A 16,763-nucleotide genomic window follows, 5' to 3' on the forward strand; every position below is an offset into this window, starting at 1 on the left:
ATGGCCCGCCCGCCGCACCCACACGGTTCGGCTGGGGATGGCAGGCCGCGCAGCCGTAGCACCATCTGGCCGCGGATGCTAAGGGCTAGCTGTCGGTAAAGGGGCAATGGATCTGATGGAACAGCCAATCTCGCATCATGAGGCGCTCGTCTTCGCCATGGTGACGATGTCCGCCGTGGACCGCACGATGACCGACGCGGAGCTGCGCCGTATCGGCGAGATGGTCCAGACGCTGCCGATCTTCGCGGACTTCGACGCCGATCGCCTGGTGAACCTCTCCGAGACCTGCGGCGAGATCCTGCAGGAGGACGACGGGCTCGACACCATCCTCGACCTCATCGCCACCTGCACGCCGAAGCAGCTGCACGAGACCGCCTACGCCTTGGCCGTGGAGGTCGCCGCCGCCGACCTGCGCATCCAGAAGGAGGAGCTGCGCTTCCTCGCGATGCTGCGCGACAAGCTCGACCTCGAGAAGCTGATCGTCGCGGCGATCGAGCGCGGCGCGCGCGCCCGCCACCGCCGGCTCTAGCCGCTCGGCTCGCCGCCGCCCCCCGTCAGTTCATCGTCGGCCGCGCGTCGGGCAGGTCCAGCGAGAAGGCGGGGATGTCCACGAAGAAGCGCTCGCCGGTCTCCCGCTCCATCTCGTAGCTGCCGACCATGATGCCCGACGGCGTCGTCAGCGGGCAGCCGGAGGTATAGCGGAAGGCGCCGCCGGGGGTGAGCGTGGGCTGCTCGCCCACGACGCCGGCGCCGCGCACCTCCTCCACCTCGCCATTGGCGTTGGTGATGGTCCACTGGCGATTGCGCAGCCGCACCGTCTCGCCGCCCAGATTGCGGATCTCCACCTCGTAGGCCCAGACGTAGCGGCGGCGCTCCGGCGAGGAGTGCTCGGGCAGGAAGCTCGGCTCGACGGTCACCTGAATGTGGTTCGTGACCTTTTGATACATGACGCGAGCCCCCTCGATACACGGTTCGGCCGGCGTCGCCGGTCGACCTTGGCGCGCCGGCAATTGTTGCACCGGCGCCGGCAGAACGCCATGGCCAACTATCGCGCGGCCGCCGCCTTGCGTCGCACCCGCAAGCAGCGCAATCATCTTGCTGTGTTTGATACAATGTTGCGGCCCATCATCGATCGACCCCTCAATTTCGCGGCGCGACGCTTCGTGCCGGCGGAGGTGTCGGCCAACTCGGTCACGACCGCCGGCCTCGCCATGGGCCTGGTGGCTGCGGTCGCTATCGCCATCGGCTGGTTCTGGCTCGCCGTGATCCTGATCGTCGCCAACCGCCTCGCCGACGGTCTCGACGGCGCCATCGCGCGCCAGCACGGCACCACCGCGCTCGGCGGCTATCTCGACATCGTGTTCGACTTCCTGTTCTACGGCGCGGTCCCGCTCGCCTTCGCGCTGCACGATCCCGCGCGCAACGCGCTCCCCGCCGTCGTGCTCCTCGCGGCCTTCTACGCCAACGGGGCGACCTTCCTCGCCTATGCCGGCCTCGCCGCCGAGCAGAACCTCACCACCGACGCTCAGGGCAAGAAGAGCATCTATTATCTCGCCGGCCTCGCCGAGGGGGCCGAAACCATCGCGATCTTCCTGCTGATGGCGTTGTGGCCGTCCGGCTTCATCTGGCTCGCCTACGCCTTCGCCGCGCTCTGCTTCGCCTCCGCCCTCGGCCGCATCCTCTCCGTGGTGGAGCGGGAGACCGTGGCGCGTCTCCTCGCCGCCCCGCGGATCCCGGCCGGGCCCGTGCCGCCCACCGCCCCGCCCGCCGATGGCTGACGATCGCGCGGCCCGGTTCTCGGGCGTACGCGAGGTTCCCGACCGCCTCAGCATCGACGCTGAGCGGCTCGCGGGCTTTCTCGCCACCGTGATCCCCGGCTTCGCCGGTCCGCTCCGGGTGCGCCAGTTCAAAGGTGGCCAGTCGAACCCGACCTACCTCGTGGAGGCGGCCGATCGAACGCTGGTGCTGCGCCGCAAGCCGCCGGGAACGTTGCTCGCCAGTGCCCACGCCGTCGACCGCGAGGCGCGGGTGATGTCGGCGCTGTCGGCCGCCGGCTTTCCGACGCCGCACGTCTTCGCCTATTGCGAGGACCCCGAGGTCATCGGCACGCCCTTCTTCGTGATGGAGCACGTCGCCGGCCGCATCATCTGGGACCCGGCCATTCCCGGCGCGACGCCGGCCGAGCGCGGCGCGCTCTATCGGGACATGGGCGACACCCTCGCCGATCTCCACCGCATCGCCCCGTCGACCATCGGCCTCACCACCTTCGGCCGGTCCGAGGGATACGTGCACCGCCAGATCACCCGATGGAGCCGCCAATATGGCGTCTCAGCCACCATCGAGATCCCCGAGATGGACCGGCTGATGGCGTTCCTGCCCAGCGTGGACTGGCCGGACCATCCTCCCGCGGTGGTCCACGGCGACTATCGGATCGACAATCTCATCTTCGCCGCCGACACGGCGAAGGTGCGTGCCGTGCTCGACTGGGAGCTCGCCACCCTCGGCGATCCGGTGGCCGACTTCGCCTACCACGCCATGAGCTTCGTGATGCCCCGCCGCAATGCCGCGACGGGGACGCTCGAAGGCCTCGACCTCGCCGCTCTCGGCATTCCGCCGCTCGAGGAGTACGTCGCCCGCTACGAAGCGCGCACCGGCCTCGCCGTGGCCGGCATGCTCGACCTCTACCTCGCCTACAACCTCTTCCGCTTCGCCGCGATCATCCAGGGTATCGTCGGCCGGGTGCGCGACGGCACCGCCACCAGCGAGACGCCCTACACCATCGACAGCGTGATCCCCCTCGCCGAGGCGGGATGGGAGCGGGCGCGCCGGGCCGGCGCCTGAGCGCCGCACGTCACGTGCGCCTGAGCGCCGCGCATGATCGGCGCGGGGGCGCGGCAAGCCATGAGCGCGTGAGCGCGGCAAGCCGATTGACAATGATTCCAATGAGCATACCGTATACGGATTAGCCGCGCCGCGGCATCGCGTCCGGAGGTCGCGTGAGCATCGCCAAGCTCGACGTCGAGCCCATCGAAAAGGCGACCAGCCTGCGCGAGCGGATCTACCGCGACCTTCTCACCCGTCTGCAGCGTTCCGAGTTCGGCGAGGACGACCGGCTCGTCGACACCGACATCGCCCGTCTCTACGGCACGAGCCGCATGCCGGCCCGCGAAGCCCTGCTGCAGCTCGTCAACGAAGGCTATCTCGAAGGCACCACGCGCGGCTTCACCCTGCCGCGCCTCTCGATCGAGGACATTCGCGACATCTTCGAGGTGCGCAAGCTCCTGGAGCCGCGTGCGGCCGGCCAGGCGGCGCTGTCGCTCGACGGTGCCGCGCTACGCGCGCTGCGGGGCGCGCTCGACGAGGCCGGCCGTGCCGCCCGGGCCGGCGACCTGCAGGCGATGATCGCGGCCAACATCACCTTCCGCAACACCTGGCTCGGCCACGTGCGCAACGCGCGGCTCGCGAGCACCATCGCCCGCTTCGTCGACCACGTGCAGACCGTGCGCCTCGAAACGCTGAAGCGTCCCGCCACCCAGCGCGTGGTGGCCGAGGGCCTCGCCGAGATCTTCGCCGCCTTCGAGGCGCGCGACGCCCTCTCGGCGAGCGATCGCATGGCCGCCTTCCTCGGCGCCGCGGAGGCGGCCTTCTTCTCCATCCGCGCCGGGCATCAGCACGACGGAGCCCTGCGGTGACGCCCGCCCTCCTCGACGCGCTGAAGGCCGCTCTCGGCGCCGCGTCCGTCCTCACCGGCGACGACATTCCCGCGCGCAACGAGTTCGACCAGACGCTCGGCCGCCCGACGCGCCCGGCCGCCCTCCTCCTGCCGCGCACCACCGACGCGGTCGCCGCGGCCCTCCGCCTCTGCCACGAGGCCGGCCAGCCGGTGGTGACCCAAGGCGGCATGACCGGCCTCGCCGGCGGCGCCCATCCCAAGGAGGACGAGGTCGCCCTGTCGCTGGAGCGGATGCGCGGGGTGGAGGAGATCGACCCCGTCGCCGCCACCCTCACGGCGCTCGCCGGCACGCCGCTCGCCGAGATTCAGGCCGCCGCGGAGCAGGCGGGCTTCCACTGCGGCATCGATCTCGGTGCGCGCGGCTCCTGCTCCATCGGCGGCAACGTCGCCACCAACGCCGGCGGCAACAACGTGCTGCGCTACGGCATGACGCGCCACAACGTGCTCGGCCTCGAGGCGGTGCAGGCCGACGGCACGGTGCTGACCTCGCTCAACAAGATGCTGAAGAACAACACGGGCTACGACTGGAAGCAGCTCTTCATCGGCTCGGAAGGCACGCTCGGGGTGGTGACGCGCGTGGTGCTCGCCCTTCACCCGCAGCCCGGACCGGTGGAGACCGCCCTTCTCGCCTGCCCCTCCATGGAGGCGGCCGTCGGCGTGTTGACCCGGCTCGGGGCGGAGTTCGGCTCCGGCCTCATGATGTTCGAGGGCATGTGGGCGGAGTTCATCGACACGGCGGTGACGATGATGGGCCTGCCCGCCCCCTTCGAGCGCCCTCACGAGCTTCTCGTTCTGACCGAGATCGCTCCCGGCCCCGGCGGCGCGGAGCGCGTCACCGACGCCCTCGGCGTGCTGATGGAGGACGGCCTCGTGGAGGACGCCATCGTCGCCCGCTCGGGCAACGACGCGGCCCGCCTGTGGGCCTACCGCGAGAGCCCCTACGAATATTACAAGCACCTCGCGAGCCAGACGATCTTCGACGTCTCGATCCCGCGTGCCGACATGGCGGCCGCCGTCGCCGACCTGCGGGCGCTGGCGGCGCAGCGGTGGCCGAGCGCGATGCAGGTGGTGTTCGGCCACATCGCCGACTCCAACATCCACATCGTCATCGGCCCCACCGTGCCGGGCGTGCCGACGAGCCCCGACGAGAAGCGGGCCACCGAGGCGGCGGTCTACGACGTCGTCGCCCACCACGCCGGCTCGGTCTCGGCCGAGCACGGCATCGGGCGCAACAAGCGCCCCTATCTCGCCCATAGCCGCACCCCGGCCGAACTCGCCCTCATGCGCACTCTGAAGACCGCCCTCGACCCCAAAGGCATCCTCAACCCCGGCCGTGTCCTGTGAAGGCCGCCACGCGAAGCGGAGAGAGCTGACCATGCCACATTCACGCAGGCGCTTCCTGAAGATGACCGGCGGCACCGCCGCGCTCGCCGCCCTCGGCCTGCCCGGCAGCGTGCTCGCGCAGGGCGCCGAGGCGGGCCAGCTCATCCTCGCCTACCCCACCGACGTGCCGACCTGGGACCCCAACGCCCGCTCCCTCGCCCCGGTCCAGTCGCTCTACAAGTGCGTCTTCGATCAGCCGCTGACGCAGGCGCCCGACCTCGCCGTCGAGCCCGCCCTGGTGACCGAATACAGCTTCTCCGACGACGGCCTGTCGCTCGACCTCACCTTCCGCGACGACGTGCTGTTCCACGACGGCTCCAAGATGACGGCGGAGGATTTCCGCTACACCTTCTACGAGCGGCCGCAGCAGCCGGTGCCCGAGGGCGGCCGGCGCCTCGACACGGCCTTCCTGTGGCGCAAGGTGACCGACATCGCGGTGACGAGCCCCACCACCTGCACCATGACCTTCTCCGAACCGATGCCCTCGGCCGTCACCTGGCTCTACTTCCTCTGCTCCTACGTCGTGCCGAAGGCCTATCTGGAGAAGGTGGGGCTCGAGGAGTTCCAGCGCGCGCCCGTCGGCACCGGCCCCTACAAGGTGGTGGAGTACCAGCAGGGCAGCCGCATCGAGCTCGAGGCGTTCGCCGACTACTGGAACGGCAAGCCGGCCATCGACCGGGTGACCATCGAGATCGTGCGCGACCCGACCGCGCGCGTCGCCGCGATCGAGTCGCGCCGGGCGGGCGCCGCCATCGACGTCCCGGTGCGCGAGGCCGACCGGCTCGGCCAGATGCCCGGCCTCGTCTCCACCATCGACCCGATCGCCGACATCGTGCTCCTGCAGATCACCAAGAACGGCGGCTTCAAGGACGATGCGGTGCGCCTCGCCGCGCACTACGCCATCAACAAGGAGGCGATCAACCGCGCCTTCTTCCTCGGCAACGCGACGCCGATCGACGCCCCCGCCGCCCGCGGCACGCCGGGCTATCCCGAGGACTTCGAGCTCGGCTACTCGGAGGAGAAGGCCATCGACCTCCTCGCCTCGGTGGGCTACGGGCCGGCGAACCCGGTGGAGATCACCTTCTTCACCACCAACGGCGTGTTCCCCAACGACTACGACATGGCCCGCGCCATCGCCGCCATGTGGCAGAAGGTGGGCATCAACGCCAAGGTGGAGGCCGTCGAGGCGTCGACCTACCAGGAGCGGCTGCGCGCCGGCACGCTGCCGGAGGCGACGATGTACCAGTGGGGCAACGCCACCGGCGACCCGGTGATGTACGCCGGCTACCTGCTCGACCCCAACTCCATCTTCGCCGCGATGAAGTCGGAGGATCTCGGCGAGATGATCCACCCACTGCTCGTCGAGATGGACGCCGACAAGCGGCACGCCGGCTACCGCGCGGTGAACAAGTTCGCGGTGGAGCACGGTTACACGATCGGCATCGTGCAGGCGGTGAAGACCATCGTGCACGAGGAGCGCGTCCACGTGACGAAGTACGACAACGGCTGGATCCTGCCCGCCACCTGGTCCATCGGCTGACGGCCGGCGCGACCGGACCGCGATGCTCCTCGTCGCGCTCAGGATCCTGTTCTTCCGCCTCCTCGTTGCGGTGCCGACGCTCATCGCGGTGTCGGCGCTGGTGTTCGTGATCCTGCGCCTCCTGCCGGCCGATCCGGCGGCGATGTCGCTGCCGCCGGGCGCCACGGCCGAGGACCTCGCCCGGCTGCGCGCCGCTCTCGGCCTCGACCGCTCGATCCCCGAGCAATATCTCATCTGGCTCGGCGACCTCCTGTCGGGCGACTTCGGCATCTCGATCTACTTCCGCCGCCCGGTGGCCGACCTCGTGTCGACGGCGCTGCCAAACACGCTGGAGCTCGTCCTGTCGGGTCTCCTCCTCGGCGTGATCGTCGGCGTCGCCGGCGGCCTCCTGATGTTCCGCGCCCGCGGCGGGCGGGGCGAGGAGGCGCTCGACGTCGTCTCCTCGGCGATGATGTCGATCCCGGAATTCCTCTGGGCTCTGCTCCTCATCCTCGCCTTCGGCGTGGCGGTGCCGCTCTTACCCTTCATCGGCCGCATGGCACCGGGCATGATGACGCCGCCCGGCGTCACCGGCTTCCTGCTCCTCGACAGCCTCATCGCCGGCCGGCTCGACGTCTTCTTCAGCCTTCTCCTCCACCTCGTCCTGCCGGCGGTGGCGCTCGCCATCGCCCTCGCGCCGCTCATCATGCGGGTGCTGCGCGCCTCGCTGGTGGAGGTGGCGGGCGACGACTTCGTGACCCAGGCGCGGCTGCGCGGCCTCTCCGAGCAGCGCATCCTCTTCGCCCACACCCTGCCCAACGCGGCGCTCCCCACCATCTCGCTGATCGGCGTGCAGGCGGGCTTCATGTTCGGCGGCACGGTGCTCGTGGAGGTGATCTTCGGCTATCCGGGGCTCGGCAACCTCATCGTCGACGCGGTGCGCAACCACGACCTGCCCGTCATCCAGCTCGTGGCGCTCGTCTATTGCGTGCTCGTCCTCGCCATCAATGCGGCGGTGGAGGTGATCTATCTCCTCGTCAACCCGCGGCTGAGGACCCATTGAGCGCCGCCCGCTTCCTGACGCCGCGCATCGTCGTCGGCGGCGCGCTGATCGCGGCGCTGGTGCTGGTGGCGATCTTCGCGCCACTGATCGCCCCCAACGACCCGGAGGCGCAGGAGCTCCTCTACGTGCTCCTGCCGCCCGCCTGGGCGCCGGGTGGCGACGCGGCGTTCCCGCTCGGCACCGACAGCCTCGGCCGCTGCATCGCCTCGCGCCTCGTCTTCGGCACCCGCGTCGCGCTCACCGTGGCGCTGACGGCGGCGACGGGGGCGATGGTCCTCGGCACCCTTCTCGCCCTCCTCGCCGGCTATTTCGGTGGCCGCATCGACTGGCTCGTCTCCCGCGCCGTCGACACCTGGATGTCGTTCCCGCCGGTGATCCTGGCGCTGATCCTCCTCGTCGGCCTCGGCGCGGGGGTCGACAAGGTGATCCTCGCCATCATCATCGTGGACTGGACGCGCTTTGCCCGCGTCATCCGCTCCGAGGTGCTGGTGGTGCGGCGGCGCGACTATATCGCCGCCGCGCGCCTCGCCGGCTTCAGCCACCTCGCGGTGCTGGCGCGCGAGGTGCTGCCGGCGGTGGCGCCGCTCGTGATCACCCTCCTCAGCCTCGAGATGGGCATCGCCGTCATCGTCGAGGCGACCATGAGCTTCGTCGGCCTCTCGGTGGAATCCGACGTCGCCGCCTGGGGCGTGATGATCGCCGACGCCCGCCGCTCGATGTACCAGGCGCCCTGGGGCGTCGTCCTGCCCACGGCGGCGATCTTCCTCACCGTGCTCGGCTTCAACCTCCTCGGCGACGGGCTGCGGCCCGCGCTCGACCCGTCGCTGCGCACGCGGGGCGCCCGATGAGCGTGCTCGCGGTCGAGGGGCTCACCGTCTCGGCCAAGCAGGCGGCGGTGCTGCGCGACCTCTCCTTCGAGGTGGCGCCGGGCAAGGTGGTGGGGCTCGTCGGCGAATCGGGGGCGGGCAAGTCGATGATCGGCCGCGTCCTCGCCGGAACGCTGCCGCCGGGCTTTGCCGTCACCGCCGGCTCGGTGCGCTTTCAGGGGGCCGATCTCGTCGCCGCCGATCCGCGCGCCCGCCGCCGCGCGCTCGGCGACCGCCTGACCTTCATTCCACAGGAGCCGCTGACGGCCCTCGACCCGCTGATGACGGTCGCGGCCCAGTTCGGCGAGCACCTGCAGCGCCTCGGCATGCCACGGAGCGGGCGGCGCGGGGCGATGCGCGCCGCCCTCGCCGCAGTGGAGCTCGACCCCGCCCGCGTCCTCGAGCGCTACCCGTTCCAGCTCTCCGGCGGCATGTGCCAGCGGGTGCTGATCGCGATGGCCTTCGTCTCCAACCCCGCCCTGGTGGTGGCGGACGAGCCGACCACCGCCCTCGACGTCTCGACTCAGATGCGGATCATCGCCCTCATCCGCACACTTCAGCGGGACCATGCGACGGGCCTCCTCTTCATCACCCACGATCTGCGGCTCGCGGCGCACGTGTGCGACGAGATCATCGTCCTCTATGCCGGCGAGGCGGTGGAGCACGGCCCCGCCGCCGCGGTGATGGGCGAGCCGCGCCACCCCTATGCGGCGAGCCTCAAGGCCTCGATCCCGCCTGTCGACGGGCCGCTGCACCGCCTGGTGCCGCTCGCCGACACGATGCCGGGCATCGCCCGTTTCGCCAGTCTGCCGGGCTGCCGCTTCGCCCCGCGCTGCCCGGTGCGCGACGCGACCTGCGCCGCCGCTCCGCCGCCGGCGATCGCCATCGCCCCCCGTCACACGGTGCGGGCCGCCGGCGCCTGCCTCAGCGCGAGCGGCGCGGCGGCGGCGATCCCGATGCCGCCCGCCCCGCCGCCCGGCGCCGGCCCGCCGGTCTTGGAACTGCGGGACGCGGCCAAGCACTACCCCGCCCGGCGCAACCTCATCGGCCTGCGCCACGGCCCCGGCACCACCGCCGTCGCCGGCGCCAGCCTCACGGTGCGCCCTGGCGAGTTCGTGGGGATCGTCGGCGAGAGCGGATCGGGCAAGTCCACCCTCGCGCGCCTGGTGATGGGGCTCGAGGCGCCCACCGCCGGCCGCATCCTCGTCGACGGTGCCGACGTGACGGTGGGCGACGCCGCAGCCCGCAGCGTCCGCCTCGGTGCGCTGCAAATGGTGTTTCAGGACCCCCAGTCGGCGCTCAACCCGCGCCGCTCGGTGTGGCGTCTGGTGACGCAGGCGATGGAGGCGGCCCGCGCCCGCCTCGGCACCGGCACACGCGCCGGACCGGCCCGCCCGAGCAGGGCCGGTCGGCGCGAGCGGGCCGCCACCCTCCTCGCCGAGACCGGCCTCCCCGCCGACCTCCTCGACCGCTTCCCGGCCGAGCTCTCCGGCGGCCAGAAGCAGCGCGTCAACATCGCCCGCGCCCTCTGCCTCGCCCCGCGCCTCCTCGTCGCCGACGAGATCGTCTCGGGCCTCGACGTGTCGGTGCAGGCGCAAATCCTCAACCTCCTGCACACGCTGCGCGACGAGCTCGGCATCGGCCTCCTGCTCATCTCCCACGACCTCGGCGTGGTGCGCTACGTGTGCAGCCGCGTGGTGGTGATGCGGCACGGCGAGATCGTCGAGGAAGGCCCCGTCGAGGCGGTCTTCCGCGATCCGCAGCATCCCTACACGCGGATGCTGCTGGCGAGCATTCCGCCCGACGACGCCACGCTGCCCTGGCCGCGCGAGAGCGATGTCGCGAGCGCCGCCGCCGCTTGACGGCGGGCCCGGCACGCCGCTTGCGCCGATCGGTCACAACCCCGACTCCCCACCCCCTGGCATGCGCCATGCACTGATTAGGGTCCTATCCATCGGAGCCCTCGACCAAATGAACGACTTCGGCGCGCTGAAATTCGGCATCGGTGCACGCGCGACCCGCCTCGAAGACCAGCGCTTCGTCACCGGCGCCGGCCGCTATGGCGACGACATTCGCCTTCCCGGCGAGACCTTTGCCGAGTTCGTGATGTCGCCGGCGCCGGCCGGGCGGATCCGCGCCATCGACACCGAGGCGGCGAAGGCGATGCCGGGCGTTCTCGGCGTCTTCACCATGGCCGACCTCGATACCGACGGCGTCGGCGACATCCCGGCGCTGACGATGGGCGTCGCCCCGCTCTTCCGCCCCGACGGCACCCGCGCCACGACGCCGCCCCGCCCGCCTCTGGCGCGCGAGGAGGTCCGCTTCGTCGGCGACACGGTGGCGATGGTGGTCGCCGAGAGCCGCGCCGCCGCGCGCGACGCCGTCGAGGCGGTGACGGTGGAGATCGACGAGGCACCCTTCGTGCTCGACCTGATGGAGGCCGAAGGCGGACCCGCGGTGTGGCCGCACCTTCCCGACAACCTCGCTTATTTGTGGCGCGAGGGGGATGCGGCCGCCGTCGACGCCGCCATCGAGGCGGCGGACCACGTCGCCACCGTCACGGTGCCCTTCGCCCGTCTCGCCATGGTGCCGATGGAGCCCCGCTCCGCCGTCGCCGTCTACGAGGACGAGCGCTATGTGCTCCACTGCGGCACGCAGAACCCGCACATCGTGCGCCAGATGCTGGCGGAGAACGTCTTCAAGGTCCCGCTCGAGGCGGTGCGGGTGACGACGCCCGACATGGGCGGCGGCTTCGGCATGCGCTCCACGGTGTTTCCGGAGATGGTCGCCGTCACCTGGGCGGCGAAGCGTCTCGGCCGCCCGGTGAAGTGGACCGGCCGCCGCTCCGACGCCTTCCTCGCCGACGACATGGGCCGCGACGTGACGATGACCGCCGAGCTGGCGCTCGCCGCCGACGGCACCTTCCAGGCGCTGAGGGTGAAGTCGGTGGCGACGCTCGGCGCCTACGTGTCGATGTTCGGCCCCGTGCCGACCTTCGCCAACCTCGGCGGGCTCGCGAGCGTCTACCGCACGCCGGCGATCTCGGCGGAGGTGCGCACCGTCTACACCCACACCACCCCGATCGCCCCCTATCGTGGCGCCGGCCGGCCCGAGGCGATCGCGGTGATGGAGCTCGCCATCGACGGCGCCGCCCGCGAGTTCGGCTTCGACCGGATGGCGCTGCGCCGCAAGAACATGATCCGCCCGGACGAGATGCCGTTCCAGACGGGCCTCTCCTACAACTACGATTCGGGCGACTTCCCCGCCGTGATGGCCCGCGCCGAGGCGCTCGCCGACGTCGCCGGCTTCCCTGCCCGCAAGGCCGCGGCCGCCGCCGAGGGGCGCCTTCTGGGGCTCGGCGTGGTGATGGCCATCGAAGCCTCCGCCGGCCTGCTCGACGAGGAGGTCGAGGTCGCGATCGACGCCGACGGGCATGCGACCATCCGGGCCGGCTCGATCAATCACGGCCAGGGCCACGAGACGACGCTGCGCCAGATCGTCGCCGACCGTCTGCCGATCGCCGCCGACGCCATGACCTTCTCCCAGGGCGACACCAACGTCATCCCCTACGGCAACGGCACCTTCGGCTCGCGCACCGCGGTGCTCGCCGGCTCGGCGACGCTCGGCGCCGTCGACGGCGTCGTCGCCCGGGCCAAGGAGATCGCCGCCCACCTGATGAGCGCCGAGGCCGACGCGGTGGATTTCGACGGCGAGCGCTTCACCCTGCGCGAGTCCAACCAGATCCGCACCTTCGCCGAGGTCGCCGCCGCCGCCCACGACCCGGCGCAGCTCCCCCCGGGCGCGGCGCCGGGCCTCGCCGCCACCGTGCGCTTCGGCTCGCCCGACGGCCCCACCTTCCCCAACGGCTGCCACGTCTGCGAGATCAGCATCGACACCGGCACGGCGATGCTGACGGTGGAGCGCTACGTCGCGGTGTGCGACATCGGCACCGTGATCAACCCGACCATCGTCGAGGGCCAGATCCACGGTGGCGTGGTGCAGGGCCTCGGCGAGGTCATCGGCGAGGTGATGATCTACGACGACGCGACGGGCGGCCCCGTCACCGGCTCGTTCATGGACTACGCCATGCCGCGCGCCGAGGACGTGCCCGAGATCGTCGTGGAGCTCGCCCCTTCGCCGACGCCGAAGAACCCCTTGGGCGCCAAGGGCTGCGGCGAGGCGGGCACGGTGGGTGGCCTCACCGCCGGGCTCGCCGCGGTCGCCGACGCGCTCGCCGATCTCGGCATCACGGCGATCACCATGCCGGCGACCCCCGGCACGCTGTGGCGGATCCTCGACGAGGCGAAGGCCGCCTGCCCCTGATCGCGGGGCGAGAGCGCCGCCCCGACCCGCCTAGACCTTCGCCCTCCGGTTCAGGAGGTTGAAGAAGCGGTGGTGGCGCTCCGTCTTGTGGTCGATCGTGCGATAGACCATGACCTTCACCGTATCCGTCACGAAGGCGAAGCCGATCGAATAGGCCCAGACGATCGCGACGTCGAACCAGCCGATCGGGGTCATGAGGCCCATCGGGTAGACGACGAGCAGCGTCGCCAGCACCTTGGTGACGATCGCCGACCACAATAGCGCCGACGACGGCCACGGGCGCTGCACGAACCATCCCCGCGCACGCGACACGAACAGCGCCATATGGCCGGCGACGGCAAGCTTCAGGAACACGTAGGTCTGGATCTGCGGCACCGTGAGGTGGAGGATGTCGCGGGCGAGATAGAGCATGCCGAAGCTGCCGAGGGTGCCCACCGCCCCCATCGCGCTCGACACCACCAGCACCCGATGCATGTCCCACCGCACCGGCTTCTGCGACACGCGGGTGTTGTCATAGGCGATCGCCATGATCGGCACGTCGTTGAAGAAGGCGAGCAGGATGATCATGATCGCCGTGATCGGGTAGAAGCCGAACGCGACCATCGCCAGCACGACGAAGACCATCGTTCGGATGGTCTCGTTGATGCGGTAGATGGCGTAGGAGTTCATGCGCTCGAAGATGCGCCGCGCCTCCTCGATGGCGTTGATGATGGTGGACAGGCCCGGCTTCGTCAGCACGAGATCGGCGGCGGCGCGGGCGGCGTCGGTCGCCCCGCTCACCGCGATGCCGACGTCGGCCTGCTTGATCGCCGGCGCGTCGTTCACTCCGTCGCCGGTCATGCCGACGATGTGACCCTTCGCCTGCAGCGCCCGCACGATCTCGTACTTGTGCTCGGGGAAGACGCGGGCGAAGCCGTCGGCCTTCTCCACCTCCATGGCGACGGCCGGGAAGACTTCGCCATCCCCCTTGCCGAAGAGCGCCGTCGCCGGCCGGATGTTGCGGCCGAGCCCCAACTTCTCGGAGATCTCGCGGGCGATGGCGACGTCGTCGCCGGTGACCATCTTCACGTCCACGCCGCGGCGGGCGGCCTCGCGGATCGTCTGCGCCGAGTCCTCGCGCGGCGGGTCGAACAGGGGCAACAGGCCGAGGAAGACCCAGCTCTTGCCGTCGTCGTCCGACCGGGCGACGCCCAGCGTGCGGTAGCCCTTGGCCGCCTGGGCGTCGACGGTCGCCTGGGCCCGCTCCAGCGCGTCGCCCTCGACCTTGGCGAGGTCGAGCACCACCTGGGGTGCGCCCTTGGTCACGCGCAGCGTGGTCCCGTCGGCCCGCGTCAGCGTCGCCTCGGTCCGCTTGCTGACCGGATCGAACGGCACGAAGGCGGTCTGCGTATAGGTGGTGAGCACCGCCGGATCGGTGAGCCCGGCGATCACCGCGAGGTCGATGGCGTCGCCGTCCTCCGCCTTGGAGGCGAGGGCGCCGGCGAGGATGATCTCGGCATCGTCCTTGGCGTCGAACAGCGCTGGCTCGCCCAGCGTCAGGCGGTTCTGGGTGAGCGTGCCGGTCTTGTCGGAGCACAGGATGTCGATGCCGGCCATCTCCTCGATGGACTGGAGGCGCGACACGATGGCCCGCTCGCGCGCGAGCGCCATCGCGCCGACCGCCATCGTCATCGACAGCACCGCCGGCATCGCCACGGGAATCGCGGCCACGGTGAGGATGAGGGCGAACTGGACGAGCTCCAGCGCCGGCGCGCCGCGGAAGAGCTGGACGAGCACCAGCACCGCCGCGAGGGCGACGCTGAGGAAGATCAGATAGTCGCCGATGGTGATGACGGCCTTCTGGAAGTGCGACGGTGTGTTCGCCCCGGCGACGAGGGCCGCCGTCTTGCCGAAGAAGGTATTTGTGCCCGTCGCCGTCACCACGGCGACCATCTCGCCCTGCCGCGCCACCGAACCCGAGTAGGCGGTGTCGCCGACCGTGCGCGAGACCGGCAGCGACTCGCCCGTCAGCGCCGACTGGTCGACGGAGAGATAATCCCCTTCGGCGAGCTCCACGTCGGCGGGCACGATGTCGCCGAGGCGGATGCGGATCACGTCGCCCGGGACGAGGGTCGGTGCGTCGATCTCCTTCCAGCGGCCGTCGCGCAGCACGCGGGCGCGCAGGGCGAGGCTCTTCTTGAGCGCGTCGAGCGCGTTGGACGCCTTGAACTCCTGCCAGAAGCCGACGCCGGCGTTGAAGAGGAGAAGCGCCAGGATGATGACGAAGTCGGCCCAATGCTGCACCACGGCCGACAGGATCGCCGCCACCTCGATCATCCAGGGGATCGGCCCCCAGAAGTAGCCGAGGAACTTGCGCAGCGCGCTGACGTGCTTCTCCTCGATGGCATTGCGCCCGAAGCGGGCGAGGCGCGCCTCGGCCTCCGCCTCGCTCAGCCCGGACTTGAGACCGCCCGGCGGCAGGTCGGACGCCACGTTGTCGCTCACCGGCATGAACCGTTCTCCGCAATCCAGGCCCCGATTTCGGGCCACACGTCCGCCAGCGTCCGCGACCCCATGAAGAGGCCGATATGGCCGCCCGGAACCATCTTCCTCACGATCCGCTCGGCGGGAGTCGAGACGAGCCCCTCGGCGGCGAACACCTGCTCGTGGGTGGTGATGTCGTCGCGCTCGCCGGCGAGCAGATAGAGCGGACAGCGCACCGTCTTCAGCGACAACGTCTCGCCGAGCCCGACGAACTCGCCCTTGGCGAAGAGGTTGCGCTTGAACAGGAGATCGATCGCCTGAATGTAGAAGCGCCCGGGCAGGTCGATCGGGTTCTCGTACCAGCTCTCGAAGGCCTCCGTGCGCTTCAGATAGGCCGGGTCCTCGACGTGGGCGTAGAGGTCGAGGAACTTGCCGAGATATTGCTCGCCCGGGTGCATGTTCTTCCAGCCGGCCAGCATGAACTGGCCGCGCATCAGGCCGCCGCCCGCCTCCACCAGCTCCTCGTAGAAGCTGAGCGGCAGGGTGTGGGCCATGCGCTTGATGGGGCCGTCGCCGGCGTCGGTGTCGATGGGCGAGCCGGCGAGCACCAGCGAGGCGACCTTCTGCGGGAAGCGGGCGGCATACATCGCCGACATCCAGCCCCCCTGGCAGAGGCCGACGAGATTGACCCGCCCGCCGAGGTCGTCGACCACCACGTTGATCTCGGCGAGATAGCGGTCGATGTCGAAATAGCGCATCTCCGGCGTGGCGGTCTTCCAGTCCATCGCCAGCACGCGGGAGAGGTTTGCGCCGAGGAGCGTTTCGACGAGGCTCTGGCCGGGCTGATAGTCGGCGATGGTGGAGGCGTGCCCGGCGTAGGGCGGATCGACGAGCACGGGCACCGTGCCCGCGTCGGCCGAGGGCGAGGGCGAGGGGGCGGGCGAGAAGTCGCGCAGCCGCATCGTCGGCAGATCGCGGACGATCGTGTTGGCCGTCGCCCACTTCGCCGCCGGCGGCGCTTCGATGTCGGCGACCGCCGCGGTGACGGCGTCGACATTGCGCCGGAACATCTCGGCGCCGGCTTCCTCCATCTCGATGGCTGCCGCCATCGGCCAGAACCAGGGGACGCTATGATCGTATTGGGGGATTTTGGCTTCGCTCGTCGTGCCCATAAGGCTGCTCCAGCTTCATTCGAATGCCGGTGCTCTCACGTCCGCTCGCCGCACGCGGCGAAAGGAGACCGTGCGACCATCGTGTCCTGCATAAGCCATTGTAGCGCTTTGGCGAATGCCTGAGCCGCGCAGCAGCTGCCCGCCGGTGTCGGATCACCGCATGGACGCGGGCGCGGCATCGTTTCCACCTGTCCGACATCGAAGACGGCTTGCCGTCCCCCGGCTCGCGCCGATGCCGCCC

Annotated in this window: 13 protein-coding genes; 10 read left to right on the forward strand and 3 right to left on the reverse strand. The window is 70.7% G+C overall.

Annotated features, from left to right (window positions below):
* Window positions 1-115 precede the first annotated feature (115 nt).
* Window positions 116-529, forward strand: a complete 414-nt coding sequence (locus JCR33_RS14315) for a tellurite resistance TerB family protein (RefSeq protein WP_198882775.1) — start codon at window positions 116-118, stop codon at window positions 527-529.
* A gap of 25 nt (window positions 530-554) precedes the next feature.
* Here the strand turns inward: JCR33_RS14315 and apaG are convergent, their stop codons facing one another.
* Entirely contained in the window at window positions 555-947 is a 393-nt protein-coding gene (gene apaG / locus JCR33_RS14320) for a Co2+/Mg2+ efflux protein ApaG (protein WP_198882776.1), read from the reverse strand.
* 90 nt (window positions 948-1,037) lie between these two features.
* Between apaG and JCR33_RS14325 the strand changes: the two genes are divergently transcribed.
* The 9 genes from JCR33_RS14325 (at window position 1,038) to JCR33_RS14365 (ending at window position 12,887) form a co-directional block, all read left to right on the forward strand.
* A complete protein-coding gene (locus JCR33_RS14325; RefSeq protein ID WP_211110309.1) occupies window positions 1,038-1,778 on the forward strand; it encodes a CDP-alcohol phosphatidyltransferase family protein in 741 nt (246 codons plus the stop codon).
* Window positions 1,771-2,841: a phosphotransferase family protein gene (locus JCR33_RS14330; RefSeq protein ID WP_198882777.1), complete on the forward strand. Its 1,071-nt coding sequence runs from the start codon at window positions 1,771-1,773 to the stop codon at window positions 2,839-2,841. The genes JCR33_RS14325 and JCR33_RS14330 overlap by 8 nt, the downstream gene beginning before the upstream one ends.
* 155 nt (window positions 2,842-2,996) lie before the next feature.
* Window positions 2,997-3,692 carry a GntR family transcriptional regulator gene (locus JCR33_RS14335; RefSeq protein ID WP_198882778.1) on the forward strand — a complete coding sequence of 232 codons (696 nt, stop codon included), beginning with the start codon at window positions 2,997-2,999 and terminating at the stop codon, window positions 3,690-3,692.
* The gene (locus tag JCR33_RS14340; RefSeq protein ID WP_198882779.1) at window positions 3,689-5,077 is read left to right on the forward strand and encodes an FAD-binding oxidoreductase; all 1,389 of its coding nucleotides are present in this window, start codon (window positions 3,689-3,691) and stop codon (window positions 5,075-5,077) included. Before JCR33_RS14335 ends, JCR33_RS14340 begins: the two co-directional genes overlap by 4 nt.
* 31 nt (window positions 5,078-5,108) lie before the next feature.
* Window positions 5,109-6,656 carry an ABC transporter substrate-binding protein gene (locus JCR33_RS14345; RefSeq protein ID WP_198882780.1) on the forward strand — a complete coding sequence of 516 codons (1,548 nt, stop codon included), beginning with the start codon at window positions 5,109-5,111 and terminating at the stop codon, window positions 6,654-6,656.
* Window positions 6,657-6,678: 22 nt separating this feature from the next.
* Window positions 6,679-7,698: an ABC transporter permease gene (locus JCR33_RS14350; RefSeq protein WP_198882781.1), complete on the forward strand. Its 1,020-nt coding sequence runs from the start codon at window positions 6,679-6,681 to the stop codon at window positions 7,696-7,698.
* Entirely contained in the window at window positions 7,695-8,546 is an 852-nt protein-coding gene (locus JCR33_RS14355; RefSeq protein WP_198882782.1) for an ABC transporter permease, read from the forward strand. The genes JCR33_RS14350 and JCR33_RS14355 overlap by 4 nt, the downstream gene beginning before the upstream one ends.
* Window positions 8,543-10,426 carry a dipeptide ABC transporter ATP-binding protein gene (locus JCR33_RS14360; protein WP_198882783.1) on the forward strand — a complete coding sequence of 628 codons (1,884 nt, stop codon included), beginning with the start codon at window positions 8,543-8,545 and terminating at the stop codon, window positions 10,424-10,426. The genes JCR33_RS14355 and JCR33_RS14360 overlap by 4 nt, the downstream gene beginning before the upstream one ends.
* A gap of 109 nt (window positions 10,427-10,535) precedes the next feature.
* Window positions 10,536-12,887 (forward strand): xanthine dehydrogenase family protein molybdopterin-binding subunit, encoded by a 2,352-nt coding sequence (locus JCR33_RS14365; protein WP_198882784.1) that lies wholly within the window; start codon window positions 10,536-10,538, stop codon window positions 12,885-12,887.
* A gap of 30 nt (window positions 12,888-12,917) precedes the next feature.
* Here JCR33_RS14365 and JCR33_RS14370 read toward each other — a convergent pair whose 3' ends face one another.
* Window positions 12,918-15,377 carry a plasma-membrane proton-efflux P-type ATPase gene (locus tag JCR33_RS14370; RefSeq protein WP_198882785.1) on the reverse strand — a complete coding sequence of 820 codons (2,460 nt, stop codon included), beginning with the start codon at window positions 15,375-15,377 and terminating at the stop codon, window positions 12,918-12,920.
* The gene (locus JCR33_RS14375; protein WP_232372575.1) at window positions 15,368-16,459 is read right to left on the reverse strand and encodes an alpha/beta fold hydrolase; all 1,092 of its coding nucleotides are present in this window, start codon (window positions 16,457-16,459) and stop codon (window positions 15,368-15,370) included. The genes JCR33_RS14370 and JCR33_RS14375 overlap by 10 nt, the downstream gene beginning before the upstream one ends.
* Window positions 16,460-16,763 lie beyond the last annotated feature (304 nt).

This window comes from Acuticoccus mangrovi (assembly GCF_016411865.1).
Classification (GTDB): Bacteria; Pseudomonadota; Alphaproteobacteria; order Rhizobiales; family Amorphaceae; genus Acuticoccus; species Acuticoccus mangrovi.